This is a genomic window from Baekduia sp. (assembly GCF_035996765.1).
Taxonomy (GTDB): domain Bacteria; phylum Actinomycetota; class Thermoleophilia; order Solirubrobacterales; family Solirubrobacteraceae; genus Baekduia.
Genome location: NZ_DASYJG010000042.1, coordinates 1 through 23,884, shown reverse-complemented (window position 1 = coordinate 23,884; position 23,884 = coordinate 1). Strand labels below are relative to the sequence as shown.

Sequence of the window (23,884 nt, the reverse complement as noted above, 5' to 3'; positions counted from 1 at the left end):
CAGTGGCGGCACTCTTCTTGCTCATCGTTAGCCCCTGCAGTGCGATCATCATCACGGAGTTTCCGACCGCCGTCACCGAGACCGGCGGCATGGCGCTGAGCAGCGACGGCAACATCTGGATCGCCACGGCCACAGGCCTCACGCGGATGAACAAGAGCGGGACGATCACCGGGACGTTCTCTACAGCGACGCCGAGCCACCTGACGGCAGGGCCAGACGGCGCACTCTGGTTCGCCCAGCCCTCGTCGGTCGATCCGACCAAGAGCTCGCTCACGCGACTCCTGCCCTCCGGGCTTCGAACGGAGTACCCGATCGCGACCGGCCCGGCGACGATCGGCGGCATCAGCGCCGGAGCCGATGGGAGCCTCTGGTTCAGCCAGGGCTCTTCCTCACCCACCTCGTTCGAGCCTGTCCGCATGACGCTGCCTGACGGAGCCATCCAGCCGTGGGGAGGCACGACGCAGTCCGGGGCGCTCGCGCTCGGCTCCGACGGCAACATCTGGTTCTCCGACGGGCCGGGGCAGCTCCTTCGGACCGCCGCCGACGGCAACGTGGTCGTGCTGCCGCTGACCGGCTCGGCGCAAGCGCTGGCGTTCGCGCCCGGAAACCCCACCGGCTTCTACCTCTCGACGATGCCGTCCGGGAGCAAGGCGATCGGACGCATCGTCCTCGACGGCGCCGGCGCCGGCGCCGGCGCCGGCGGCGCCACCACAGCGGCCTTCACCGAGGGCATCTCCCTGGGCACGACGCTCGACAACATCGCCGTCGGCGCCGACGGCAACGGCTGGTTCACCGAGACCTCCGGCGGACGGATCGGACGCATCACCACGAGTGGTCGCATCAACGAGTACTTCACCGGCATCCCGTTGCACGGAACCCCATCGGCGATCATCCGCGGACCAGACAAGACGCTGTGGTTCTCCGACCCCTACAACAATCGCGTCGGCAAGATCACGCTGGACCCCCCGCAGGCGCTGACGGGCGAGACCAGCGCGATCACGACGACGGGCGCGACGCTGTCGGCCGCCGTGCTGCCACACGGTGCGGTGACCAGCGTTCACTTCGAGTACGGGACCACGACCGGCTACGACAGATCGACCAGCACCCAGGAGGTGGGCGACGGCGACACCGGCACGCTGGTGACCGAGGCGATCACTGGCCTGACGCCCGGCACCACCTATCACTACCGCGTCGTCGCGACCAACCCGGTTGACACAGCCAGCGGCATCGACCGGACGTTCGCCGCCCCGCTGCCCCTGGTCCAGCCGCCGGTCGACCCACCTCCGGCCCCGGCGCCAGACGGCGATGGCGACGGCTACCCCGACCCCATCGACTGCGGCCCCGGTGACGCGAAGATCCATCCCGGCGCGATCGAGATCCCCGGGAACAAGATCGACGAAGACTGCTCCAACGGCGCAGCGGATTACGAGCGTTTCTTCCCCCGCACGGACGTGAGCTTCGACAACCACGGCCACCGTTTCTCGATCTTCACCAAGATGACGATCAGCGACGTCCCGGCCGACGCGCGGTTCCAGTTGACGTGCACCGGCCGTGGATGCCGGTTCTCGACCTGGACGGGCGCTGCCGGCAAGGCGGTCAAGCGCCTCAACCTGCTTGCGCACCTCAAGCGCTCCCACCTCGCACGAGGGTCGACCGTCGAACTACACATGATGCGCCCCGGCCAGATCGCCACCGTCGTGCGCTGGACCGTCGGGCCGCCGCCGCGGCCGGCGATGAGCTGCCTGTTTCCGGGGACCAAGAAGACGCGACGGTGCCCGAGATGAGGGCACGATCGCTGGTCGCGGGGTCGGTGCTGGCGGTACTCCTCTGCGCCGCCATGGCCGGTCAGGCTGGCGCATTCAACGTGACGAGCTTCACCGGGATGTCGGAAAGCGGCTCCATCACCGCCGACCACGCCGGCAACGTTTACGTCTTAGCCGACGCTGGCGGCCTGCTGAGCTTCACGCCCAGCGGAGCACGCGCCTACGTCCCCTACGAGGGCTCACCAGAGGACGACCCCAACCAGGCACGCGATGTCATCTGGGGCCCGGACGACGCCCTGTGGTTTCGCTGCTCTCGGACGTGGGTCTGCCACATCCGGCCTGACGGCCAGACGATCGGCTTCCTGCGCCTGACGGCAGGTCCCATGGTCGCCGGACCCGACGGCAACGTCTGGTTTCCCGATTCGACGACCAACAGCATCGCGCGCGTCACACCGACCGGCGCGATCAGCCGCTTCGAGCTCCCCGGTGAGAGCCGCAACGCCGGCCGTCTTACAGTCGGAGCCGACGGGAACCTGTGGTTTCCCGAGCCGGGCGTCAACGCGGTCGGCCGGATCACCCCGGCCGGGATCGTCAAGGAGTTCCCGCTCCCGGCGGGCGTGAGCCTGCCGAGCACGAACTTCACCGGCTCGGTCACCGCCGGGCCGGATGGCAACCTCTGGATCATCCTGACTGGGGGCATCGGTCGCATGGACATAGCCGGCCAGCTCACGGGTCAGTACCACGGCGTGGCCGAGACGCCCTTTGCCATCGCCCCGGGCCCGGACGGCAACGTCTGGTTCACCGAACAGCTCGCAAACCGCTACGGGCGCATCACCCCGTCCGGCCGCATCACCGAGTACGACCGAAGCCTCTACTCGGCCAGCCTCCCCTCGGCCCTCGTCACCGCCGCCGACGGAGCGGTGTGGACGTTCGCGTGGAACGACACCAACGTGTGGCGCATCGACACAGACCGCCCTGAGGCCACCACCGGCGCCGCGACGAGCATCGAGACTGACCGTGCCTGGCTCACGGGCCTCGTCAGCCCGCGCGGCGGCCCGACCACCACAACCTTCCAGTACGGACCGACCACGGCCTATGGCTCCGAGACCTCAACCCAGGATGCCGGCGACGGCGACGACGGCGTCCTGGCCACGGCGACCGTCGCCGACCTACGTGCTGCGACGACCTACCACTACCGCCTGGTCGCCCACAACGGCATGCGCACCATCTACGGCGCTGACAAGACGCTAACTACCGCAGCGCCGCCGCCGGAGCCGCCTCCCATCGTCGAGAGCCCGATCGACACCGACCACGACGACTACGCCGACGCCATCGACTGCAACGACCACGACGCCACCGTCCACCCGGGCGCCACCGATCGACCCGGCGACCGCATCGACCAAGACTGCTCCGGCAGCCCCGCCACCTACACCCGCTTCTCACCGTCCACCGAGGCCGGCTGGAGCACCAACCAGCGTTGGACGCAGTTCACGAAGCTGACGATCGGCGCGACCCCCGCCGAGGCCACCGTCACCCTCACGTGCCGGGGCAAGGGCTGCAGGTTTCGGCGCGCCGTCCGCCATCTCAAGGCTGCCACCATGCACACCAACCTGCTCAGTCGGCTCAAGCACGCCCGCCTGCGCCACGGCGCCGTCCTCGAACTGCGCCTCGCGCACCCCGGCGAGATCACCACCATCATCCGCTGGACCATCGGCCCGCCGCCCAAGCGGACCACCGGCTGCCTCGCCCCGGGCGCCCGGAAAACCACGCCGTGCGCGTGAACGGCACGCGATCTCTTAGAAGATCGAGGCGATGCCGGCGATCGCCGGCGCGAAGATGAGGGCCGGCAGGAAGTTCCCCACCTTGACGTCCTGGATGTCCAGGAGCTTGAGCGCGAGGCCGATGATCAGGATCCCGCCGGCGCTGGTCATCGACAGCAGCGCGTCGCTGCCGTCGGTGAGGATGTTGTCGAACAACCCTGCGCCGAGCGTGAGCCCGCCCTGGTAGAGCAGGACGGTGATCGCCGACAGGCCGACGCCCCAACCGAGGCTGGCGGCCAGCGCGACCGAGGCGAAGCCGTCGAGCAAGGCCTTGGTGTAGAGCGTGTCGGGGTTGCCGGTCAGGCCGTCCTGGATCGAGCCAACGACCGCGAGCGCGCCGACGCAGAAGACGAGGCTGGCCGTGAAGAACCCCTCGCTGACGGTCGAGGTGCCGTCGCCACTGGAGAGCGCCTGCTGCGCGCGGTCGCCGACGGCCGAGAGGCGGTCCTCGATGTGCAGCGCCTCGCCGGCCAGACCGCCGAGCAGCACGCCGCCGAGGACGAAGAGCGCGTTGGTGTCGCGCCAGGCCAGCGCGTTGTCGATGCCGATGACCAGCACGACGAGCCCGAGGCCGTGCAGGATCCGGGTCTGCAGGCCCTTGGTGAGGCGGCCACCGACCAGCTCGCCGACGAGGGTGCCGAGCAAGATGGCGCCGACGTTGACGAAGGTTCCGGTCACGCGATCGGGACAATGGCAGGAGATGCCCTCTCTCGACGTCCTGATCGTCGGCCTCGGCGCGACGCACGGGCTGCATGCCGCCGAGGACGAGCTGGCCGGCGCGCTGCTGCGCGCGGGCGCCGACGTGATGCTCACGCGCGCCGTGGCACCGCGCGACGTCCGGACGCTGGCGCTGACCGATCTGGGCTGGGCGCGGGCGGCACGCCGGGCGGCAGTGGAGGCGCTGGCCGCCCACGAGCCGCGCGCGATCATCTACTCGACCACAACCGCGGCGCTGCTGTGGCCGACGCCGGGCGCGATCCGCTTCGACGCGCCGGCCGCGGCGAACCGGCCGGGGCGCCACGGGATCTGGCAGCGGCCGGTGGAGGCGCGGCGGCTGCGGCAGTCCCCGCTGCTGATCCCCCAGGATCCGGGCGCGCTGGTCGAGGCGGGGTCGCCGACGGTGCCGTCGCTGGTCGTGCCGATCCCGGTGGAGCCGTCGGCGGCGAGCACGACCGCCGTGCGCGATATCGCCGCCGTGACCTATGCGACCAACCCCTACAAGAAGGGGCTGGACCGGGTGCTCGCCGCTTGGGACGCGGTGCGCGCGCCCGGCGAGGAGCTCGTCGTCGCCGGCCTGCGCGGGCCCGACCGTGAGGGCCTGCGCTACACGGGGACGCTCGAGCACGAGGCGTTCCGGGCGCTGCTGCGGCAGACCAAGGTGTACGTGACGGCACCGCGACGCGAGGACTACGGGATCGCGCAGCTGGAGGCGCTGGCCGACGGCGCCCGCGTGGTGACGACACCGTCGCCCGGCCCGTACGCGGCGCTGCCGCTACTGCGCCGCGACGACCTCGGCTGGGTGGCCGAGCCGGACACCGCCGCGCTCGGGGGCGCCTTGCGGGCCGCGCTCGACGATCCGACCGACGACGCGATCTACGCCGAGCGCGCGCTGGACGCCATCGCGCCCTTCCGCCGCACCGCGGTCGACGCCATCGTGGCCGGCGACCTCCTCCCGCGCCTCCTCACTCCCTAACGCCTAACGGGGTCAGACCCTTCATCTGCGCTCAACAATCGGTTCGCTGCCAGGAGCAGGCGTTTCGTCGTCGCGGGGTCAGACCCCTTCATGGGGGCTCAATGTGGCGGACGCGTTAGGCTCGCGTCAATGAGCTCACCAGTGGTCCTGATCACCGGCGCGACGCGGGGCATCGGCGCGGCGGCGGCGGTCGAATTGGCGCGGCGCGGCGCCGAGGTGGCGATCGTCGGCCGCGATGCGGACCGGGTCCGGGAGACCGCGGAGGCGGCACGAGCCGCCGGTGGTGCCGCGGCGGTGCACGAGCACGTCGCTGACCTGGCGCGCGCCGACGAGGTGCGGCGGCTTGCCGCCGAGGTTCTGGAGACCCATCCGCGGCTCGACGTCCTGGCCAACAACGCCGGGGCGATGTTCACCGCGCGCCACGTGACGCCCGACGGCCACGAGCAGACCCTGGCGCTCAACCACCTCGCTCCGTTCCTGCTGACCGACCTGCTGCGCGAGCGCCTCGCGGCCGACGGCGGCGGCCGGGTCGTCACGACGGCCAGCGACGCCGCCAGCGCGGGCGAGCTCGACTTCGACGACCTCGAGTTCGAGCGGCGCTCGTTCAAGCCGATGCGCGTTTACGGCACAACGAAGTTGATGAACATCCTCTTCACCCGCGAGCTGGCCAAGCGCGCTGCCGGCGACGGCATCACCGCGACCTGCTTTCACCCCGGCGTCGTCCGGACCGGCTTCGGCAAGAACGACGGCCTCCTCTACCGGGCCGGGCTGACCATCGTCGGCCCGTTCCTGCGCTCGCCCGACAAGGGCGCACGATCGCTCGTCTGGCTCGCGCTCGACCCGGCCGCGGCCGAGCTGTCCGGCGTTTACGTCGTAGACCAGAAGGTCCGCGAGCCCACACCCGCCGGCCGCGACGACGCGCTTGCCGAAGGGCTCTGGGAGCGCTCGGCGGCGCTCACGGGCGTCACCGCGTAGGCGCGTCGAACGGGACGTGCCCTAGGCCCGGGCGCGCGCGTGCTTGCGCAGCGGCGCGAACTCCGCCCAGGGCAGCGTGTTGGCGACGTCGGCGGCGGCCAGGCCGGCGCGGCGCGCGGTGGCGATGCCCCAGCGCGAGATGCCCTGGGTCGAAACGCCGTGGGCGTCGGTGTTGATGATGATGGTGACGCCGGCCGCGTGGGCGGCGCGCGCGTGGACGTCTGAGAGGTCGCGGCGGTCGGGCGCGGAGTTGATCTCCAACATGGTCCCGGCGGCTGCGGCCGCGGCGAAGACCGCGTCGGTGTCGACCTCGTAGGGCTTGCGCCGCTCGATCTTGCGACCGGTGAGGTGGCCGATGCAGTCGATCCACGGATGCTCGATCGCCGCGATGATCCGCTTGGTCATCTCGGCCTGCGACATGCCGAAGCTCGTGTGGACCGAGCCCACGACCCAGTCGAGCTCGGCAAGCAGCTCATCGTCGTAGTCGGGCGAGCCGTCGGGCAAGATGTTGGTCTCGGTCCCGACCAGCACCTCGATGCCGTCGAGCTGCTCGTTGATCCCACGTACGAGCTCGATCTGGCGCTTGAGCGCGTCCGGGCTGACGTCGTTGCCGAAGCCGTGCGTGGCGGAGTGATCGGTGATCACCACGTACTCCAGCCCGCGCTCCAGCGCGCCGCGCGCCATCTCCAGCGCCGTGTTGCGCCCGTCGGAGGCGATGGTGTGGCAGTGCAGGTCGCCTTTGAGGTCGCGCTGCTCGATCAGCGTGGGCACGACGTAGCCGGGCTCCAGCTCACCACGGTCCTCGCGCAACTCCGGCGGGATCCAGGGAAGACCGAGGCGCGTGTAGACCTCCTCCTCGGTCGCGCAGCGCAGCGTGTCGCCGGTCGCGTCGTCGAGGATCCCGTACTCGGAGACGTGCAGCCCCTTGCGCACCGCGCGCTCGCGGATCTTGACGTTGTGCTGCTTGTTGCCGGTGAAGTGCTGCAGCAGGTTGCCGAACTGGTCGGGCGCGACGACGCGCAGGTCGATCGACGCGCCGTTGTGGGTCCGGGCGTGGGCCGCGTTCTCGCCCGAGGAGGAGGCGCTCTCGACGAGGTCGAGCCCGGCGAGGGCGGCAGCCAGTGCCGGCGGGTCGTCCGACGCGGCGACGATGTCGAGGTCCTTGACGCTGTCGGCCAGCCGTCGGACGCCGCCGGCGATCTCGACGCGCACCGCCGCCGGGTGGGCGCGCAGCGCCTCGACGATCGCGTCCCCGAGGTCGGTCGCCTTGTGCAACAGCAGCCGCGGCGCCGCCTTCTCGGCCACACCGGCGGCAAAGGCAGCCAGCACCGTCTCCTCGAACTTGGCCCCGAAGCCCTTGATGCCGCGCAGCTTCTGGCCCTCGGCCGCCTCGCGCAGCGCGTCGAGCGAGTCGACGCCCAGCTCGTCAAAGAGCTTGCGCGCCCGCTTGGGCCCGAGTCCGGGCAGGCGCGTGAGATCGATCAGCCCGGGCGGGAATTTGGCGCGCATCTTCTCGGCGGCCGGGATCGTCCCGGTGTTCAGCAGGGCGTGGAGCTTCTCCTCCAGCGTCTTGCCGATTCCGGGAAGGCTGGTGACGCGCCCTTCGCGCGTCAGGGCGCTCACCGATACCGACGCGTCACGAACGGCCTTGGCCGCGTTGCGGTAGGCGAGCACACGGTGCACGACGGCTCCATCGAGCTCGTAGAGGTCGCCGAGCTCGTCGAAGGCGGCGGCGATGGTCGCGTTGGAGGGGTCGGACATCGTGCTTGCAGCCTACGTCCCTAGGCTGTGCGATTCGCGTGTCCGGTCAGCCCTGGCTCATCCTGCCCACCTTCGACGAGGCCGAGAACATCGAGCTGATCGTCGACGCCGCGCTCGCGGTCCTGCGCACGGCCGCACCGGAGGGCTTTCACATCCTGGTCGTCGACGACGACTCGCCGGACGGGACCGGGCGCATCGCCGATCGTCTCGCGCTCGCGCACGACGAGGTCGAGGTGCTGCACCGCACGGTGCGTGAGGGGCTCGGCCCGGCCTACATCGCCGGCTTCCAGCATGCGCTCACCAACGACGCGGGCTTCGTGTTCGAGATGGACTCCGACTTCTCGCACGACCCCGCGGATCTCGCGCGTCTGCTGGCAGCCGTGCGCGACGGCGATGCCGACGTCGCGCTGGGCTCGCGCTACGTGGCCGGCGGTGCGGTGCGCGACTGGGGCATCGTGCGCCGGATCATCAGCCGCGGCGGCTCGCTGTATGCGGCGACCGTCCTCGGCCTGCCCGTCCGCGACCTGACCGGCGGCTTCAAGTGCTTTCGCGCCGAGGTGCTGCGCGCCATCGACCTGCCGAGCGTCCAGGCGCACGGCTACGCCTTCCAGGTCGAGCTGACCAACCGCACGATCCGCCGCGGCTTCCGGGTGGTCGAGGTGCCGATCACCTTCCGCGATCGCCTGCGCGGCAAGTCGAAGATGAGGGCGCGTATCGCTCTCGAGGCGATCCTGCTGGTCCCCCGGCTGCGTCGGCGAGATCGATAAGCGCTCCGAAGATTGCCTTGGAGGCGATGGTGCTCGTGCCGCGCCTGCGGCGCCGCGACCGCTGAGGTCGACGACCTGCGCGTTCAAGCGCGCACCCCGACCGGCCGATCTTCGAGGACGATGGCCCCCGAGCTCGTCGTCGTCCAAGGCCTGCGCGATACGCGCGGCACGCTGGAGCGCTGGAACGCGCGCCCGTGGGCGACGCTGGGACCGTGGTTCGGCCTCTCGCTGGCGATCTGCGCGGCGCTGCTGGGCTCCGTCCTGGTCGTCGCCCACTTCTCCACGCCGGACCCAAGCGGCATCCTGATGCCGGGCCTCAACGAGCCGTCCACGCTCGGCGGCGTTGGCCACATCCTCTTTCGCAACTCGCTCGTGCTCGCGCTGCACGCGATGGCCTGCGTGGCGGGCTTCATCGCCGGCAGCTCGCTGCCGCTGGCGGCCGAGCGCTACTCCGGCATCTGGCGCTGGGTCCACGACAAGGCGGGCCCGCTGGCGATCGCCTTCGTCATCGCCGCGACGAGCTTCTCGCTCTTCACCCAGGCCTACGCGCTCGGCCACGCCGCCGCGACGCTGTCGGCCCAGGGCCACATGTCGTCGGGCCTGCTGCTCGTCGGCATCCTCCCCCACGCGATCCTCGAGCTGACCGGGCTCTTCCTCCCGCTCGCCGCCTGGACGATCGCCAGCCGCCGCGGCGCCTGGGAGGAGCTGCTGGCCGCGACCTTCGTGACGGTCACGATCGCGATCCCAATGGTCGTGGCCGCCGCCTTCATCGAGGTGTACGTGTCGCCGCACCTCATTCTCGCGCTGCGCGGCTGAGCCGCCGGGTAGGCTCGCCGCAGCCGCAACGCCTGCGGCCTCGCCGAGACCGCACTTCACTTTGTATAGTGAAGGCACCACCCCTTCGAAGGAGCCAGACATGGCCGGAACCCTCTCCGACGTCACCGACACCAACTTCCAGGCAGAAGTCCTCGAATCCGACGTGCCCGTGCTCGTCGACTTCTGGGCGCCCTGGTGCGGTCCGTGCCGCGTCGTCGCCCCGGTTCTCGAGGAGATCGCCGCCGAGCGCTCCGATCTCAAGATCGTCAAGCTCAACGTCGACGAGAACCAGCAGACCGCCGCCAACTTCGAGGTCCTGAGCATCCCGACGCTCATCCTCTTCAAGAACGGCGCGGTCGCCAAGAAGGTCATCGGCGCGTACCCGAAGCGCAAGCTCGAAGCTGAGCTCGAGCCCGCGCTGACCGCTTAGTCACCGTGGGTTCCGCCCTCTGGGCGGACACCCGCAAGTGCTTCCGAGCCCTCCGGGCGAGGAAGCACCCTGGCCTCGGCGTCGGCCTTGCCGCCGTCGAAGGCCAAGCCCTCGGCCTCCAGGAGCCGCCGCACCCGCTCGGGATCCCCGAGCGCGGTGCCGGCGACAGAACCATCTGCCTTCAGGACGCGATGGGCGCCGTCACATTCCAGGCGCCTCAGCCGTGCGTTGAGTGCGCGCGCCTGCGCTGGATTGCCGCCCGCCGCCGCGACCACGTCGCCGTAGCTCATCCACCGCCCCGGCGGGATCGCGGTCACCACGGCTGCGAGGGTCTCGTCGGTCATGCACCCTTGAGGGCACAGCGACGAGAACCTCGCCCCCCGGCTGTCTGGCCTCAGACGCGCGCGACGCCGACGCGCAGCGTGTGCCCGTCGACCGTCGCCACGAACAAGCCCTCGTCTTCCGCGCCGTTGCCAAACGCCACGCTCGTCGCCAGGACCTCGTCGGCGACCAGCCGCTCGAACTCCTGAGCGACCGAGACGATCTCGACGTCGCCGGCCAGCGTCAGCGCGATCCGGTCCGAGACGTCCAGCCCCGCGTCCTTACGCGCGTTCTGCACGGCGCGCACGACCTCGCGCGCCCAGCCCTCACGGCGCAGCCCCTCGTCCATCGCGAGATCCAGGGCGACCGCGTGGCCGCCCTCGCGCTCGACCTGGAAGCCGTCCAGCGGCTGCAACCCCACCAACAAGTCGTCGGCGGTCAGCTCATGGTCGTGGCCGTCGACGTTGACGCCCACGGTCCGCCCCTCGCGCAGCGCCACCGCGACGCGATCGGCGTCCAGCGCCTCGACCGCCGCGGCGACCTGCGGCATGTTCTTGCCAAAGCGCGGGCCGAGCGTGCGGTAGTTGGGCTTGAGGTCATAGGAGCCCAGCTCGTCGGCCTCGTCGACGAAGCGCAGCGCCTTGACGTTGAGCTCCTCGCGGACGATGTCGGCCGTCGTCTCCAGCGCGGCGCGCTCGCGCCCCGCGGCCACCACGATCGCCTCGCGCAGCGGCCGGCGCAGGCCGACCTTGGCGCCTGCGCGTGCCCTCAGGCCGAGGGCCACCGCCTCGCGCGCCGTGGCCATCGCCTCCTCCAACGCAACGTCGCGCGGACCGGCCGTCGGCCAATCGGTGAGATGCACAGAGCCCGCCGAGCCATCCAAGTTGTCGTAGATCTCATCGGCGACAAACGGCGTGAACGGCGCCAGCAGCTGCGCGACCGTCACGAGGCACTCACGCAGCGTCGCGAACGCGCGCGCATCGCCCTCCCAGAAGCGCCGGCGCGAGCGTCGCACGTACCAGTTGGAGAGATCGTCGACGAAGGTCGCGATCTCACGCGCGCCGACCGTCGCGTCAAACGCGTCCAGGCGCTCGGTCACCGTCGCCACCGTCGCGCTGAGCCGCGAGAGCACCCAGCGGTCGAGGTCGGTGGGTGGGCCGGCCTCAGACCCCAGCACCTCATCGCCGTCAGCCGCGTTCTCGTACAACACCAAGAACCCGTAGGTGTTCCACAAGGTGTTGAGGAACAGCCGCACGCCTTCGGCGATCGTCTCCTCCGAGAAGCGATAACCGTCCCACGGCTGCTTGGAGGAGAAGAAGTACCAGCGCAGCGCGTCAGCGCCGAAGCGGTCGAGGATCTCGAAGGGATCGACCACGTTGCCCTTCGACTTGGACATCTTCTGCCCGTCCTCGTCGAGGATCAGCCCGAGGCAGACGACGTCCTTGTACGGCGACTCGTCGAACAGCAGCACCGACACCGCCAGCAGCGAGTAGAACCACCCGCGCGTCTGGTCCAGCGCCTCGCAGACGAAGTCCGCCGGCCAGGCGTTCTTGAAGCGGTCCTCGTGCTCAAACGGCGCGTGCCACTGGGCGAACTGCATCGCGCCCGAGTCAAACCACACGTCGATGACCTCGGGGACGCGGCGCATGACCTTGCCGGTCTGCGGATCGGTGTAGGTGATGTCGTCGACGTAGGGACGATGCGGGTCTTCTAGCTTGACCCCGGACAGCTCCTCCAGCTCGGAGAACGAGCCGATGACGTGGAAGTCCTCCCCATCCTCCGAACGCCAGACCGGCAGCGGCGTGCCCCAGTAACGCTCGCGCGACAGCGCCCAGTCGACGTTGTTCTCCAGCCAGCGGCCGAAGCGCCCGTGCTTGACGTGCTCGGGATGCCAGCCGACGGTCTCGTTGGCGGCCAAGAGCTTGTCCTTGACCTGCGACGTCGCGATGTACCAGGACGGCTTGGCGTAGTAGAGCAGCGGCGTGCCGCAGCGCCAGCAGTGCGGGTAGGAGTGCTCGTACTCCTGCGCTCGCAGCAGGCGGCCGCGGGCGCGCAGGTCCTCGACCAGGTCGGCGTCGGCGTCCTTGACGAAGCGCCCCTCGTACTCCTTGATGCGCTCGTCGTAGGTCCCGTCCAGCCGCACCGGGTTGACGACCTTCAGGCCGTACTGCGCGCCGAGGCGGAAGTCGTCCTCGCCAAAGGCGATCGCGGTATGCACCAGGCCGGTGCCGTCGTCGGCGGTGACGAAGTCGCCGAGCAGGACGGTGTGGCCGCGCTCGCCGTACTCCGAGCCCTTGATGTAGGAGAACGGGGGCTCGTAGCGGACGCCATCCAGCGCGGCGCCCGGGAACCTGGCAAGGATCTGGACGTCGGCGTCGCCACCGCCGAGCACGCGCTCCACCAATGCCTCGGCCAGCACAACCGGCGCCTCCAGCGCACCCGTCTTCGCGCGCACGTACGTCAGCTCCGGATCGACCGCCACCGCGGCGTTGGAGACCAGCGTCCACGGCGTCGTCGTCCACACCAACAACTCGTCGCCGGCCTGCACCGGACCGCCGTCCTCGGCCACCGGAAAACGCACGTAGACCGACGGGTCGGTGACGTCCTTGTACCCCAGCGCCAGCTCGTGCGACGACAGCGCCGTCCCGCAGCGCGGGCAGTAGGGCACCACCTTGTGGCCTTCGTAGAGCAGGCCCTTGTCGTGGATCTGGCGCAGTGCCCACCAGACCGACTCGACATAGGTGGCATCGAGCGTCCGGTAAGCGTTCTCCAAGTCCACCCAGAACCCGATCCGCTCGGTCAGCCGGTTCCAGTCCTCCAGGTACTCGAAGACCGACGCGCGGCACTTCGCGTTGAACTCCGCGATCCCGTAGGCCTCGATCTCGTGCTTGTTGTGGAGGCCGAGCTGCTGCTCGACGTTGATCTCCACTGGCAGGCCGTGCGTGTCCCAGCCGCCCTTGCGCTCGACGAGATGCCCGCGCATCGTCTTGTAGCGCGGGTAGATGTCCTTGAACGCCCTTGCGAGGACGTGGTGGACGCCGGGCTTGCCGTTGGCCGTCGGCGGCCCTTCCCAGAAGACCCAGCGATCAGCGCCCTCGCGGTTGCGCAGCGACTCGGCGAAGACGTCACGTTCGCGCCAGCGCGCAAGCACCTGCTCCTCGAGCGCGGGGAAGGACTGGTTCGAGTCGACGGGGCGGCGGGCCATTGAGCGGCCCAGGATATGCGCTGGGGCGCCGCGGGCTACGCCGGCGCGGCCGCGGGCTCGACCGCGAGCTTGCGGCAGATGTCGGCGAGCATGCGCTTCTCGGCCTCGTCGAGCACCGCAAAGGCGTCGGTGACGCGCTGGGTGTGCTCGGGCACGAGCCGATCGACGAGCTCGCGGCCCTGCGTGGTCAGCCGGACGGATGCCGCGCGGCGGTCGTGCGGCAGGCGGAAGCGCTGGACCATCCCGCGCGTCTCGAGCGTCGTGACGACCTCGGTCGCGTTGGCCTTCGAGGTGCGCAGCCGAGCACGTAGCGCGCGCAGCTCCAGCTCACCACCGCCACTGGACAGCACCATTAACACCGAGAAGCCCGAGGACGAGAGGCCCTCGCGCTCCAAGTCCGACGCCAGGCGCCGGCGGACGCTCGCCTCCGCGAGCAGGAGAGACTCCAGGGCGTCGTGCGCCAGGGGATCGTCAAGCTGGGTGAGCGTCATCGCGCGGGGATCATGTCGCCCCGCCCGGACGGCTCCGAACGATCGGGTGTTACAGACCGATGGCCGTCGACGCGCCGCGGGCGAAGCGCCCGCTGGCGTTGCGCGCATCGAGCCGCAGGAGGATCGCCTCGCGGGCGGCCAGCGGCATGTCGGGAAGCGCCTCGACCGTGCTGCTGCCCGCGTGCGGGATCGCGCCGCGATAGTCGAGGATCGCGACATCCTCGCCCGCCACGCGGCGGGCAGTGAAGACCAGGCGGCCCAGGGCATCGAGCGACGCGCCGTGGCCGGTGAGGACGACCGCGCGCGGGTCCAGCGCGGTGATCGCGTGGGCGAGGCGGCTCGGATCGGAGTCGGCCGTCAGCGTGAGCGTGCGCAGGCCGGAGCGGCGCAGCACCAGCTCCAACGCTTGGGCCTGCAGCGCCTCGGCCTCCGGGGCGCGGCTCGCATCGAAGACCAGGACACCCTCAGGACGCGCAGCAGGCGGCGCGAGGCGCTGGGTGGCAGCCAGCCAGCCGGTCGCGTAGCGCCAGGCGAAGCCGTACTCGGGCGTCGGCGGCGTGTTGTGCGCCGGGGCAAGCGCCTCGACCGACGGGAGCAGGACCTCCTCGATCGTGCGCTCCACCGAGCGGACCGTGAGGCTCTCCTCGATCAGACGGTTGGCGCCGTCCTCGTCGAAGCGACCGAAGGCGGACTGCAGCCGTGCCGGCGAGGCCGGGCCGGTGCCGCGCTCACGGGCGACCGAGACGGCCGAGGAGATGTTCTGCGTCTCCTCGAAGGCGGCGCGCAGCGCCTCGATCTCGGCGAGGTCGAACTGCCGGTGCCCACCGGCGGTGCGCTTGGGCTCCGGAAAGCCGAAACGGCGCTCCCAGGAGCGCAGCGTGTTCGGGCTGACGCCGAGCATGGCTGCCGCGGCGTTGGTTCGGATTGATCCACCCATGTCGAGACAGTCTTCGCCGTTTGGTGAGGTTCTGGCAACTAGCGCAAGGTCCGGTGCACGACGGGCAACGTCTTGCACCTGAAGGACCCTGTACCCGTGTGCCGACGGGTTACACCGTCCCGAGGATGATCAGCGCGCCTTCGGGCGGTCCGCAGCTCCCGACGCGGGCGGCGTAGCGCACGCCGTATTCGCCGGTGGGACGGACGACGATGTTGTGGGGCGGCGCGATGCCGATCGCGGCGCTGGCGACGATGCTCTGCAGGAGCTCGTCACCTTGGCCGGCCTCGGCGTCGGCGGGCTCGAGGAAGTCGGAGACGTGGCGATGGACCGCGTCGGGCTCGTCGACACCGAGGACGCGCTCGGCGCCGCGCGACAGGCCGCACAGCTTGAGCTGGCGATCGACGATGACGAACGCCTCGCCCTTTTGCGGCGCGAGGTCAGCGCTGGCGCTGATGACGACGCCGAGGCCGCAGAGTCCGCACACGCGCGCCAGCGCAGCCATCGGGGTGGGCGGCGCCTGGCCGCAGTGGCCGCAGAAGCTGACGAACGGAACCGGTTCGGACGTGGGGTCCGGAACGAGGCGGAGCAGTGGACGGTTGGAGCTCAAGCGGGATCCTCCTCAGCCTTAGGCGGACAGCCGGCGCCGGGGTGGCGTCGGGACCGCGAGATCGTCGAACTCCAGGTCATCGGCAATCGACTCGCGACTGCCGCCCTCTGCGAGGTCGGCCAGCTGGCCCGCGGCGATGGTCGGCGCGGAGGCGAGATGCCGCGCGCCGGTGGTGCGGGTGCGATCGTCGCGGCCGCCGCGACGGAACAGCAGGACCGGCAGCGCGCCGGACGAGGCACGCACGCGGTAGGCCCAGCGCGCGACGTCGTCGTCGAGCTCCTCGCCGCCGGCGATGACGACCACCCGCGGCTCGTAAGCCGAGAGCACGTCGCCGAGGCCGGCGAGGCCCGTGACCGGCAGCGTCAGGGTGCGCAGCCCGATCCGCGTGGTGCAGAGCTCGAGCGCCCGGAGCGCGAGGGCGTCGGGATCGAGCTGGTCGCGCGTGGCGTCGCCGAGCAGCACCGACGGCATGGCCGAGGGCGGCGGCGACAGGCGCTGAGCGCGCAGCAACCACTCGCCAGCCCAGCGGGCCGCGAGCGCCCAGGGCGCCGAGTCGGTCCCGTTGCGATCGCCGATCTCCTCCAGCGACGGCAGCAGCACCTCTTCCACCGAGCGCTCGACGGAGCGCAGCGCTAGCGCGCCCTCCATCGCCGCGTCGGCCCGCTCCAGTTCATAAGCGGCGAGCGCACCGACGAGCACATGCGTGTCGGCCGCGACCGACTCCCGCGCCCGCGAGATCGCCGACGAGATCGACAATCCCTCCTGGAGCGCGTCGCGCAGCGCGGCGATCTCCCCGTGGGTATAGAGGCGGTGCTTGCCGGGCGATCGCTGCGGCTTCGGGTAGCCGAAACGACGCTCCCACGCACGGAGCGTGTTCGGGCTGACGTTGAGAACGGCAGCCGCTTCTGAGGTCTTCAGCGTGCGCAAGTGCGTTCCACGGGATCACGGCGTACAGCTTTAGTCCCGCCTACTGCCCAAAGTGCATCGATTTTGCGCAACTTCCCGTGCAGAGCCACGGAGTCAGCTTACGCTCGCCGCCCCTTATCCGTCCACTGTCTTTCGGAGGCTTGCCATGAACAACCTGAAGCTGCGCGCCCTGCCCTACGCCGGCGTCCTCGTCGCCATCGCCTCCGTCGCCGGGTACGTCGGCGGCCGCTAGACCACCCGGACGTCTGGACCCGTGCGGAGGCGCCCTGTAGCGTCTCCGCCGTGAGCGGGTCGGACGTGGTGCAGCGCCCGCGCCTCGCAGCAGGAGTTGCTGCTGCGGGCCTCGTGGTCGCCGCCGGGCTGGCAATCGCCGAGCCCGGCACGATCGGTGATCCGCTCGCCGGCGTTCTGCTGGCGTGCGCCGTGGTGTCGCGGCTGCTCGCCGTCGACGTCTCCACGCAACGCATCTTCGTCTCGGGTGCGTTCCTCTGCGGCATCCTGGCGGCCTGCTTCCTCGGGCCCGCCGCCGCGTTTGCGGTGCCGGTCATCGCCGAGCTCGTCGGCTGGATGGTCGAGCGCTATCGCCGCGTCCCGCTGCTGATCAATCTCGCCGGCAGCGCGCTGCCGACCGTCGCTGCGGCGGTCGTGTTCCAGGCGCTCGACCTCACCCAGGACACGGCCGCCTTCGCCGTGGCGCTGGCGATCTCCAGCGGCGCGGTGCTGATCGTCAACTCCGAGCTGGTCGGGCTGGCGATGGCGATCCTGGACGGCCAGGCGCTGCGCAACCGCGTGCGTGCGCTGTCGGATCTGGCGCCGACCATCGCCATCAACATCGCGCTGGTCACCGCGATCGGCGCCGTCTACGCCCAGACGGGCTTCGCCGTGATCACGCTCGTGCTGGTCGCGCTGCTGGCGTTCAGCTACATGACGCGGCTGGTCATCGCCGCGCGCGAGCGCACCAAGGAGTACGCCAACCTCTCGTGGGGCGTGCTGAGCGGGCTGATCCGCACGCTCGATGCCCGCGACCATCGTGCCGCCCGCCATTGCGCCGCGGTCGCGCGGTTCGCGCGCGACATCGCCAGCCACGTCGGGATGACTGGGCGTGAGCAGGAGCTCGCGCACACCGCGGGCCTGCTGCACGACATCGGGCGCTTCGCGCTGAGCGACCGCGTCATGGAGCGCGGCGTCGTCCTGACCGAGGACGACTGGACGGCGATCCGCCGCCATCCCGAGCTCGGCGCCGACCTGCTGCGCGACATCGGCGTCTACGGCCCGCTGAGCGAGATCATCGTCGCCCACCACGAGCGGCCCGACGGCAAGGGCTATCCGCACCGGCTCACCGGCGAGGAGATTCCCGAGATCGCGAAGATCATCGCGGTCGCCGAGGTCTACGACACGCTGACGGCGCCCGATACGTACCGGACGCGGCTGTCGTCGTTTGAGGCGTTGACCGAGCTGCGGCGCGTGGCGGGCACACAGTTGGACGCCGGCTACGTGGAAGCGCTCGCCGAGCTGCTGGCGGGCCAGGGCACGGAGTACCGGCACGCCGATGCCGCCGACTACGACGAAGAGCTCGCGATCGAGCGGCGGATGAACGAGGCGGCCGGCGGCTGAGCCGACTGGCCTGGCCTACTGGTCGGTGTCGGTGGTGAGCGGCAGCTCGACGGCCTCGTCGGGCACCTGCTCGGATTCGCGCACGAAGCGGCCGGTGCCGGTCGTGCGCTCCTCCAGCGAGGTGACGAACTCGTCGAGCTCACCGACGGGGAAGCGGCGCTGACCGCCTGGCGTCCGGTAGCCGCGCAGGTAGCCCATGTCGGACCACCGGCGGACGGTGGAGAGGGAGACCCCGAGGTGACGTGCCGCCTCCGACGTGGTCAGGCCGAGGCGACTGGTGTGCGTGGACCGCGTCATGAACAGCAGTGTTAGGGCGCGAAGGCCTCTTCGGGGCGGTCCGCGTGGCTTTGCGCAGGTTTCGACGTCCGGGCCTGCCGGAATGGCATGGTCTGCGAGCATTGTTGGCGCGATGGGCCGGCTCGATGACCTCGATCTCTCACTGAAGCTCAAGCGTCGCGAGCAGGACGAGCGGCTCGCCGCAGGTGGGCGTCGGCTTGCTCAGCTGCGCCTGGCGCTCGGCGGCAAGCTGCATGACGGCGACCCGCTCGGGCCGCCGCTGGCCATCGTCGTGGAAGGCTGGGACGCGTCGGGCAAGGGCGGCGCGATCAAGCGCCTGCTCGCCCCACTGGACTCGCGCCACGTGCGCGTCGCGTCGTTCGCGGCGCCGACGCCCGACGAGAAGCGCCATCACTACCTGGAGCGCTTCTGGACGCCACAGCCGGGCTGGGGCGGCATGACCGTCTTTGACCGTTCTTGGTACGGCCGCGTCCTGGTTGAGCGCGTCGAGGGCTTCGCCACCGAGGAGCAGTGGCGGCGCGCCTACGACGAGATCGTGGAGTTCGAGGGCACGCTGGCGGCCGAGGGCACGATCTTCGCCAAGTTCTGGCTGCATGTCTCATCCGAGGAGCAGTTGGCGCGCTTCGAGCGCCGCCAGGCCGATCCGTTGAAGGCGTGGAAGATCACCGACGAGGATTGGCGCAACCGCGAGAAGCGCCCGCAGTACGTCGAGGCGGTCGAGGAGATGCTGGCCCGCACCGACGTCCACGCGGCGCCATGGATCCTGGTCGAGGGGGAGTCCAAGCGCTTTGCCCGCGTGAAGGTGATGGAGTCTGTGATCGAGCAGATCGAGCGTGGGTGCGCCGCGCGCGGGTTCGAGCTGCCAGAACCCCTCGAACCGGAGACGTCCGTATGAGCTACACCCACACCGAGCGCGTGCGCTTCGGCGACCTCGACGCGATGCGCCACCTCAACAACGTGGTCTTCCTGCGCTACTTCGAGACCGCCAGGATCGCCTACCTGCGCGCGATCGTCCCCGGCCACGACCCGGCCAACCCCGAGGCCGACGCGTTCGGGCTGATCTTCGCCGAGTGCCACATCAACTACCGCTCGCCCGTGCTCTTCGACGAGGAGGTCGCGGTCAAGTGCTCGATCGGCGCCGTCAAGCGCTCGTCGTTCCGGGTGGAGTTCGAGATGCGCGTCGGCACGCGACTGGCGGCGGAGGGCTACGGCGTCCTGGTCGGCTTCGACTACGGCGCCCAGCAGGCGGCGCAGTTGCCTGACGCGCTGCGCGAGACGCTGGAGGTCGAGGCGGGGGTCTCGACGGCCGGCGCCTCGTCCTCCTCCGACTAGGCCGGCACGCCGACGACGACCCAGCGGCGTCCGCGGTAGCGGGCGCCGGTCGTCACCAGCCGGGCGAGCATCAGCGCGTTGAGGCCCCACCAGACGCCGATGACGCCCCAGTGGAAGTGCAGGCTGAGGAGCGTGATCGGCACGAAGACGGCCAGCGCGCTGAAGGCCATCGCGTAGGCGAGAAAGCGCGTGTCGCCGGCGCCGAGCAGGATGCCGTCCAGCGCGAAGGTCAGCGCGCCTGCCGGCAGCATCAGCGCGAAGAGCGGCCAGAGCTCGCGCGCGCGGGCTCGCACGGCTGTGTCGGTGCTGAAGGCGTGCGGGATGACGTTGCGCGTGGCGAGCAGGCCCAGGCCCATGGCGCAGCCGCCGGCGAGCGACCACCCCAACATGCGCCGGGCGGCGGCGAGCGCACCCGCGGCATCACCCGCGCCGAGCATCCGGCCGACGAGGACCTGGCCGGCGATCGCGATCGCGTCGAGGATCAAGGCCAAGAAGATGAAGACCTGGAAGGCGATCTGGTGGGCGCCGAGGCTGTCGTCGCCGACGCGCGCCAGGACGGCGCCGGCGATCACGAAGGCCAGCAGCAGCGAGCCGGTGCGCACAACGATGTGGCCGCCCATGCGCGCAAGGCTCTTGAGCTGGTCGGGGTTCGGGCGGCGGGTGCGCGCCGGCGCTTTGAGCAAGTACATGGTGAACGCCGCGCCCATGCCCGCCTGGGCAACGACTGTTCCCGCGGCGCTGCCGTCCAGGCCCCAGTCCAACACGTACACGAACACCAGCTCGAGCACGATGTTGATGGCGTTGGCCACGACGACCACGATCAGCGGGGAACGCAGGTCGCCGACGCCGCGCAGGTAGCCCTGGGCCGCGAGGGCGATCAGCGCACACGGGAGGCCCAGCGCGCTGATGCGCAGGTAACGGGCCGCGAGGTCGGCGGTGTGGCCGTGACCGCCGACCAGGGTCATCAGCGGGTCGGCGAGCGTGACGACGGCGATGGTCAGCAGCAGGCCGATGCCGAGTGCGAGCCACAGCGCTTGGGCGGCGATCTCGCCGGCGCGCTGGGCTTCGCCGGCGCCGTGCAGCCGCGCGACCTGCGCGGTGGTGCCGTAGGTCAGGAAGTTGCAGAGCGTGACCGCTGCGCCGAGCACCGCGGCGGCGAGCGCCAACGCGGCGAGCTGAGGTGTTCCGAGATGGCCGACGATCGCGGTGTCGACCAACAGATAGAGCGGCTCGGCGGCCAGCGCGCCGAGGGCGGGGATCGCGAGCCGGAGGATCTCGCGGTCGTAGCTGCGGGCGGTCGACACGAGCGGCCACTCTACGATGGGGCCGATGAGGTGCCGTGCCGCCCTCGCCGTGAGCTTTGCGCTCGCCTTCGGGGCGTGCACGAAGGACGCGCCACCAATGCCCACCGCCTGCATCGACACCGACCGGGACGGGTACGAGCGCGCGCTGGCCGACGCGCCGGGCGCGGTCGTGCTGCCGGGCGCGACGCTGATCTCCACCTGCTCGCGGCGTGTGCGCACCGACGCCGAGTTGCAAAACCTCGGGTCGACCGTCCACGCGCTGGCCGAGGAGCTGGCGGCGCGGGCACGCGATGACGGCGACGCGCGCGCGGCGCTGCAGTTGGGGTTCCTGAGCGCGGCGGTCTCACGCGGCGCGTCGCACTCCAACGGAATCGCGTCGGAGCTGGGGCGGCGGGTTGAAACGGCGGGCGCGGGCGTGCGCGAGCGCTCGCCGGCGGTGGCGCGCGCGCTGGACGAGGGCCTTGCAGCGGGAGCGGCGCACGGATGAGACCGCGCCTCACGCGCGGCCGCGGCGGGCGCGCCTCAAGTCGGCGGTCCGGCGCATGAGGCTGCGCCTCTGGCACGCCGACGACGGCGCCCGGATCGCCTACCGCGAGGTGGGCACGGGGCCGCCCGTCGTGCTCGTCCACTCTGCTGGATTCAGCCATCGCGAGTTCGAGCCGGCGGTCGAGGATCTCGCGCACCGCTTTCGGCTGATCCTGCCCGACCTGCCGGCTCACGGGGACTCCGAGGACCGGCCGCGCCATCCGTACACGTTCGACTGGCTGGCCGGCGTGCTCGCAGCGTTCTGCATCGACGTCGCGGGGCGCCGGCCGCTGGTCGGCGGCCACGGGCTCGGTGCGGATCTGCTGATCCGCGCGATCGAGTTGGGGCAGCTGACGCCGGACCGGCTCGTGCTGATGCCCTGCCGTCTGCATCGGCCGCCCGAGCGCGCCAAGGCCCACGGTGCGTGGCTGGGCGCGGCGCGCGCGGCGGGGGTCCCGGGCCTTGACCGCGTGGCCGGCCACGCGGTGCGGCTCGCATTCCGGCCGGAGCGCGGGACGGGGCTGACCGCGCGCGGGGTGCCGGAGGCGGCGGATCTGGTGCGCCACGCGATGGCCGACGTCGGCGGTAACGCGAACCTCGCGCGCTCATGGGCGCGGCTGGCGCGGGAGCTGCCACGGTCGGCACGGCGCGAGGTCCTGGATCTCCTGCCGCTGCTCGACGTGCCGGTGCTACTGCTGTGGGCCGACGAGGATCGCCACCATCCGTTGCGCGGCGCCGAGGAGGCGCTCGATCTCCTGCCGGATGCGATCTTGCGGGTGCTGCCGGGCACCGGCTACCTGATTGCCTACGACGACCCGGTCGGGGTCGCACGGGAGTTGCTCTCCTTCTTGTCCTAGGCTCCCGGGCCATGCCCCCTTTGAAGAAGAAGCTCTACGGCGGCGAGACGACGAAGGCCGTCGACAACTTCCCGATCTCCGGTGAGACGGTCCCGGTCTCTGTCATCCGCTGGCTCGGTGCCATCAAGGGCACCGCCGCGCTGGTCAACGCGGAGCTCGGCAACCTCGATCCGAAGCTCGCGAAGGAGATCGCCGCCGCCGGTGCCGCCATCGCCGCCGGCGAGCATGACGACCAGTTCCCGATCGACGTCTTTCAGACCGGCTCGGGCACGTCGTCCAACATGAATGCCAACGAGGTGATCTCGTCGCTGACCGGCGGCAAGGCTCATCCCAATGACCATGTGAACTTCGGCCAGTCCTCCAACGACGTCTTCCCGTCGGCCGTGCACCTTGCCGCGCTGGACGAGGCCACCAACAAGCTGCTGCCCGCGTTGAAGCAGCTCGAGCGCTCGTTCGACCGCAAGGCCAAGAAGTTCAAGGACGTGGTCAAGTCCGGCCGCACGCACCTGATGGACGCGGTGCCGGTGACGCTCGGCGCGGAGTTCGCCGGCTACGCGGCGCAGATGCGTCTGGGCCAGGAGCGCGTGTCGAGCGCGCTGGTGCATGTCGGCCAGATCCCACTGGGTGGCACGGCGACGGGGACGGGCTTGAACACCCATCCGAAGTTCGCTGCCGAGGTGCGCAAGCGGTTGATCCGTGAGTCGAAGTTGAAGCTGATCGCGCCGCCGGCCGATCCGTTCGAGGCGCAGGCCAACCGCGATGCCTTGGTCGAGCTGTCGGGTGCTTTGAAGGTCGTCGCCGTCTCGCTGACGAAGATCGCCCAGGACATCGCGCTGATGGGCTCCGGCCCCCGCACGGGCATCGGCGAGATCTTCCTGCCGGAGCTCCAGAAGGGCTCCTCGATCATGCCGGGCAAGGTCAATCCCGTCCTGCCGGAGGTCGTTCTGCAGGTGGCCGCCCAGGTCATCGGCAACGACACCGCCATCACCATCGGCGGCATGCAGGGCCAGTTCGAGCTCAACGTCCGCATCCCGCTGATCGCGCGGAACCTGCTGCAGTCGATTCACCTGCTGTCGACGACGACGGTGGCGTTTGCGGAGAAGTGCGTGGACGGGATCGAGGTCAACAAGGCGGGGACGAAGGCCTCGGCGGAGAACACGCTCGCGGCGGCGACCGCTTTGAATGGCGCGATCGGCTACGACGCCGCGGCCGCGATCGTCAAGGAGGCGTCAGCGTCCGGGAAGCCGTTGCGCGACGTGGCCCTTGCAGCCGGCGTCGACGCGAAGCTCTACGACGCGACCATCAATCTGCGCAAGATCGCGGCGGGCAACCAGGCCTAAGGGCGCTGCCCGCGCGGTCCGCGCCGCCTCCGCACGGTCCGGCACCCCTCCGCGCGGGTCCGGGGCGTCTCGTGGGGAATTATTCACCACGAGACGCCCCCC

General features: G+C 70.8%; 23 protein-coding genes. 13 read left to right on the top strand and 10 right to left on the bottom strand.

The window, feature by feature from the left end:
- The first annotated feature begins 17 nt into the window (after positions 1 to 17).
- Positions 18 to 1,784: a virginiamycin B lyase family protein gene (locus tag VGO10_RS10185; RefSeq protein ID WP_327467843.1), complete on the top strand. Its 1,767-nt coding sequence runs from the start codon at positions 18 to 20 to the stop codon at positions 1,782 to 1,784.
- Positions 1,781 to 3,544 (top strand): virginiamycin B lyase family protein, encoded by a 1,764-nt coding sequence (locus VGO10_RS10180; RefSeq protein WP_327467841.1) that lies wholly within the window; start codon positions 1,781 to 1,783, stop codon positions 3,542 to 3,544. The genes VGO10_RS10185 and VGO10_RS10180 overlap by 4 nt, the downstream gene beginning before the upstream one ends.
- A gap of 15 nt (positions 3,545 to 3,559) precedes the next feature.
- Here VGO10_RS10180 and VGO10_RS10175 read toward each other — a convergent pair whose 3' ends face one another.
- A complete protein-coding gene (locus tag VGO10_RS10175) occupies positions 3,560 to 4,261 on the bottom strand; it encodes a DUF554 domain-containing protein (RefSeq protein WP_327467839.1) in 702 nt (233 codons plus the stop codon).
- A gap of 22 nt (positions 4,262 to 4,283) precedes the next feature.
- Between VGO10_RS10175 and VGO10_RS10170 the strand changes: the two genes are divergently transcribed.
- Both VGO10_RS10170 and VGO10_RS10165 read left to right on the top strand, forming a co-directional pair.
- Positions 4,284 to 5,276: a glycosyltransferase gene (locus tag VGO10_RS10170; protein ID WP_327467837.1), complete on the top strand. Its 993-nt coding sequence runs from the start codon at positions 4,284 to 4,286 to the stop codon at positions 5,274 to 5,276.
- A gap of 129 nt (positions 5,277 to 5,405) precedes the next feature.
- Entirely contained in the window at positions 5,406 to 6,251 is an 846-nt protein-coding gene (locus VGO10_RS10165) for an SDR family NAD(P)-dependent oxidoreductase (RefSeq protein ID WP_327467835.1), read from the top strand.
- 21 nt (positions 6,252 to 6,272) lie between these two features.
- Here VGO10_RS10165 and polX read toward each other — a convergent pair whose 3' ends face one another.
- Complete coding sequence (gene polX, locus VGO10_RS10160; RefSeq protein ID WP_327467833.1) at positions 6,273 to 8,012, bottom strand: DNA polymerase/3'-5' exonuclease PolX; 1,740 nt, start codon at positions 8,010 to 8,012, stop codon at positions 6,273 to 6,275.
- 38 nt (positions 8,013 to 8,050) lie between these two features.
- Between polX and VGO10_RS10155 the strand changes: the two genes are divergently transcribed.
- The 3 genes from VGO10_RS10155 to trxA all read left to right on the top strand — a co-directional run bounded on the left by VGO10_RS10155 (position 8,051) and on the right by trxA (position 10,025).
- Positions 8,051 to 8,779, top strand: a complete 729-nt coding sequence (locus VGO10_RS10155) for a polyprenol monophosphomannose synthase (protein ID WP_327467831.1) — start codon at positions 8,051 to 8,053, stop codon at positions 8,777 to 8,779.
- Positions 8,780 to 8,899: 120 nt separating this feature from the next.
- Positions 8,900 to 9,595, top strand: coding sequence for a stage II sporulation protein M (locus VGO10_RS10150; RefSeq protein WP_327467829.1), 696 nt, complete (start codon positions 8,900 to 8,902; stop codon positions 9,593 to 9,595).
- Between the two features lie 100 nt (positions 9,596 to 9,695).
- Positions 9,696 to 10,025 carry a thioredoxin gene (gene trxA / locus VGO10_RS10145; protein ID WP_327467827.1) on the top strand — a complete coding sequence of 110 codons (330 nt, stop codon included), beginning with the start codon at positions 9,696 to 9,698 and terminating at the stop codon, positions 10,023 to 10,025.
- On the opposite strand, the gene VGO10_RS10140 is transcribed toward trxA, so the two are convergent.
- From VGO10_RS10140 to VGO10_RS10115, 6 genes are all read right to left on the bottom strand, one after another.
- On the bottom strand, positions 10,022 to 10,369 hold the full coding sequence (locus VGO10_RS10140; RefSeq protein ID WP_327467826.1) for an MGMT family protein: 348 nt from the start codon (positions 10,367 to 10,369) through the stop codon (positions 10,022 to 10,024). The two genes, trxA and VGO10_RS10140, sit on opposite strands and share 4 nt — an antisense overlap.
- A 50-nt stretch (positions 10,370 to 10,419) precedes the next feature.
- On the bottom strand, positions 10,420 to 13,551 hold the full coding sequence (gene ileS / locus VGO10_RS10135) for an isoleucine--tRNA ligase (protein WP_327467824.1): 3,132 nt from the start codon (positions 13,549 to 13,551) through the stop codon (positions 10,420 to 10,422).
- Positions 13,552 to 13,586: 35 nt separating this feature from the next.
- Positions 13,587 to 14,042: a MarR family winged helix-turn-helix transcriptional regulator gene (locus VGO10_RS10130; RefSeq protein WP_327467822.1), complete on the bottom strand. Its 456-nt coding sequence runs from the start codon at positions 14,040 to 14,042 to the stop codon at positions 13,587 to 13,589.
- 49 nt (positions 14,043 to 14,091) lie between these two features.
- A complete protein-coding gene (locus VGO10_RS10125; protein ID WP_327467820.1) occupies positions 14,092 to 14,979 on the bottom strand; it encodes a MerR family transcriptional regulator in 888 nt (295 codons plus the stop codon).
- Between the two features lie 109 nt (positions 14,980 to 15,088).
- Positions 15,089 to 15,586 carry a PAS domain-containing protein gene (locus tag VGO10_RS10120; protein ID WP_327467818.1) on the bottom strand — a complete coding sequence of 166 codons (498 nt, stop codon included), beginning with the start codon at positions 15,584 to 15,586 and terminating at the stop codon, positions 15,089 to 15,091.
- Between the two features lie 18 nt (positions 15,587 to 15,604).
- Complete coding sequence (locus VGO10_RS10115) at positions 15,605 to 16,513, bottom strand: MerR family transcriptional regulator (protein ID WP_327467816.1); 909 nt, start codon at positions 16,511 to 16,513, stop codon at positions 15,605 to 15,607.
- Positions 16,514 to 16,795: 282 nt separating this feature from the next.
- Between VGO10_RS10115 and VGO10_RS10110 the strand changes: the two genes are divergently transcribed.
- Positions 16,796 to 18,127, top strand: coding sequence for an HD-GYP domain-containing protein (locus tag VGO10_RS10110; protein ID WP_327467814.1), 1,332 nt, complete (start codon positions 16,796 to 16,798; stop codon positions 18,125 to 18,127).
- A gap of 15 nt (positions 18,128 to 18,142) precedes the next feature.
- On the opposite strand, the gene VGO10_RS10105 is transcribed toward VGO10_RS10110, so the two are convergent.
- Positions 18,143 to 18,424, bottom strand: a complete 282-nt coding sequence (locus VGO10_RS10105) for a helix-turn-helix domain-containing protein (RefSeq protein WP_327467812.1) — start codon at positions 18,422 to 18,424, stop codon at positions 18,143 to 18,145.
- Positions 18,425 to 18,536: 112 nt separating this feature from the next.
- On the opposite strand from VGO10_RS10105, the gene VGO10_RS10100 reads away from it, so the two are divergent.
- Together VGO10_RS10100 and VGO10_RS10095 are read left to right on the top strand one after the other, a co-directional pair.
- On the top strand, positions 18,537 to 19,319 hold the full coding sequence (locus VGO10_RS10100; RefSeq protein WP_327467810.1) for a UDP-galactose-lipid carrier transferase: 783 nt from the start codon (positions 18,537 to 18,539) through the stop codon (positions 19,317 to 19,319).
- Positions 19,316 to 19,756: a thioesterase family protein gene (locus VGO10_RS10095; protein ID WP_327467808.1), complete on the top strand. Its 441-nt coding sequence runs from the start codon at positions 19,316 to 19,318 to the stop codon at positions 19,754 to 19,756. Before VGO10_RS10100 ends, VGO10_RS10095 begins: the two co-directional genes overlap by 4 nt.
- On the opposite strand, the gene VGO10_RS10090 is transcribed toward VGO10_RS10095, so the two are convergent.
- A complete protein-coding gene (locus VGO10_RS10090) occupies positions 19,753 to 21,060 on the bottom strand; it encodes an MATE family efflux transporter (RefSeq protein ID WP_327467806.1) in 1,308 nt (435 codons plus the stop codon). The genes VGO10_RS10095 and VGO10_RS10090 overlap by 4 nt on opposite strands.
- A 25-nt stretch (positions 21,061 to 21,085) precedes the next feature.
- Here VGO10_RS10090 and VGO10_RS10085 point away from each other — a divergent pair, with 25 nt between their 5' ends.
- Genes VGO10_RS10085 through VGO10_RS10075 form a run of 3 tightly spaced genes read left to right on the top strand, consistent with a single transcriptional unit; the run spans position 21,086 to position 23,782 of the window.
- The gene (locus VGO10_RS10085; protein WP_327467804.1) at positions 21,086 to 21,547 is read left to right on the top strand and encodes a hypothetical protein; all 462 of its coding nucleotides are present in this window, start codon (positions 21,086 to 21,088) and stop codon (positions 21,545 to 21,547) included.
- A 55-nt stretch (positions 21,548 to 21,602) separates the two neighbouring features.
- The gene (locus tag VGO10_RS10080) at positions 21,603 to 22,442 is read left to right on the top strand and encodes an alpha/beta hydrolase (RefSeq protein ID WP_327467802.1); all 840 of its coding nucleotides are present in this window, start codon (positions 21,603 to 21,605) and stop codon (positions 22,440 to 22,442) included.
- Between the two features lie 11 nt (positions 22,443 to 22,453).
- Positions 22,454 to 23,782 (top strand): class II fumarate hydratase, encoded by a 1,329-nt coding sequence (locus VGO10_RS10075; RefSeq protein WP_327467800.1) that lies wholly within the window; start codon positions 22,454 to 22,456, stop codon positions 23,780 to 23,782.
- Positions 23,783 to 23,884: the final 102 nt, after the last annotated feature.

What these genes read in the sequence shown, in the direction of transcription:
- VGO10_RS10170 (WP_327467837.1), top strand. Translation starts at nt 4,284, where the DNA reads ATGCCCTCTCTCGACGTCCTGATCGTCGGCCTCGGCGCGACGCACGGG.
- VGO10_RS10125 (WP_327467820.1), bottom strand. Translation starts at nt 14,979, where the DNA reads ATGGGTGGATCAATCCGAACCAACGCCGCGGCAGCCATGCTCGGCGTC.
- VGO10_RS10180 (WP_327467841.1), top strand. Translation starts at nt 1,781, where the DNA reads ATGAGGGCACGATCGCTGGTCGCGGGGTCGGTGCTGGCGGTACTCCTC.
- VGO10_RS10165 (WP_327467835.1), top strand. Translation starts at nt 5,406, where the DNA reads ATGAGCTCACCAGTGGTCCTGATCACCGGCGCGACGCGGGGCATCGGC.
- trxA (WP_327467827.1), top strand. Translation starts at nt 9,696, where the DNA reads ATGGCCGGAACCCTCTCCGACGTCACCGACACCAACTTCCAGGCAGAA.
- VGO10_RS10140 (WP_327467826.1), bottom strand. Translation starts at nt 10,369, where the DNA reads ATGACCGACGAGACCCTCGCAGCCGTGGTGACCGCGATCCCGCCGGGG.
- VGO10_RS10095 (WP_327467808.1), top strand. Translation starts at nt 19,316, where the DNA reads ATGAGCTACACCCACACCGAGCGCGTGCGCTTCGGCGACCTCGACGCG.
- VGO10_RS10150 (WP_327467829.1), top strand. Translation starts at nt 8,900, where the DNA reads ATGGCCCCCGAGCTCGTCGTCGTCCAAGGCCTGCGCGATACGCGCGGC.
- VGO10_RS10085 (WP_327467804.1), top strand. Translation starts at nt 21,086, where the DNA reads ATGAGGTGCCGTGCCGCCCTCGCCGTGAGCTTTGCGCTCGCCTTCGGG.
- ileS (WP_327467824.1), bottom strand. Translation starts at nt 13,551, where the DNA reads ATGGCCCGCCGCCCCGTCGACTCGAACCAGTCCTTCCCCGCGCTCGAG.
- VGO10_RS10100 (WP_327467810.1), top strand. Translation starts at nt 18,537, where the DNA reads ATGGGCCGGCTCGATGACCTCGATCTCTCACTGAAGCTCAAGCGTCGC.
- polX (WP_327467833.1), bottom strand. Translation starts at nt 8,012, where the DNA reads ATGTCCGACCCCTCCAACGCGACCATCGCCGCCGCCTTCGACGAGCTC.
- VGO10_RS10075 (WP_327467800.1), top strand. Translation starts at nt 22,454, where the DNA reads ATGCCCCCTTTGAAGAAGAAGCTCTACGGCGGCGAGACGACGAAGGCC.
- VGO10_RS10130 (WP_327467822.1), bottom strand. Translation starts at nt 14,042, where the DNA reads ATGACGCTCACCCAGCTTGACGATCCCCTGGCGCACGACGCCCTGGAG.
- VGO10_RS10080 (WP_327467802.1), top strand. Translation starts at nt 21,603, where the DNA reads ATGAGGCTGCGCCTCTGGCACGCCGACGACGGCGCCCGGATCGCCTAC.
- VGO10_RS10105 (WP_327467812.1), bottom strand. Translation starts at nt 18,424, where the DNA reads ATGACGCGGTCCACGCACACCAGTCGCCTCGGCCTGACCACGTCGGAG.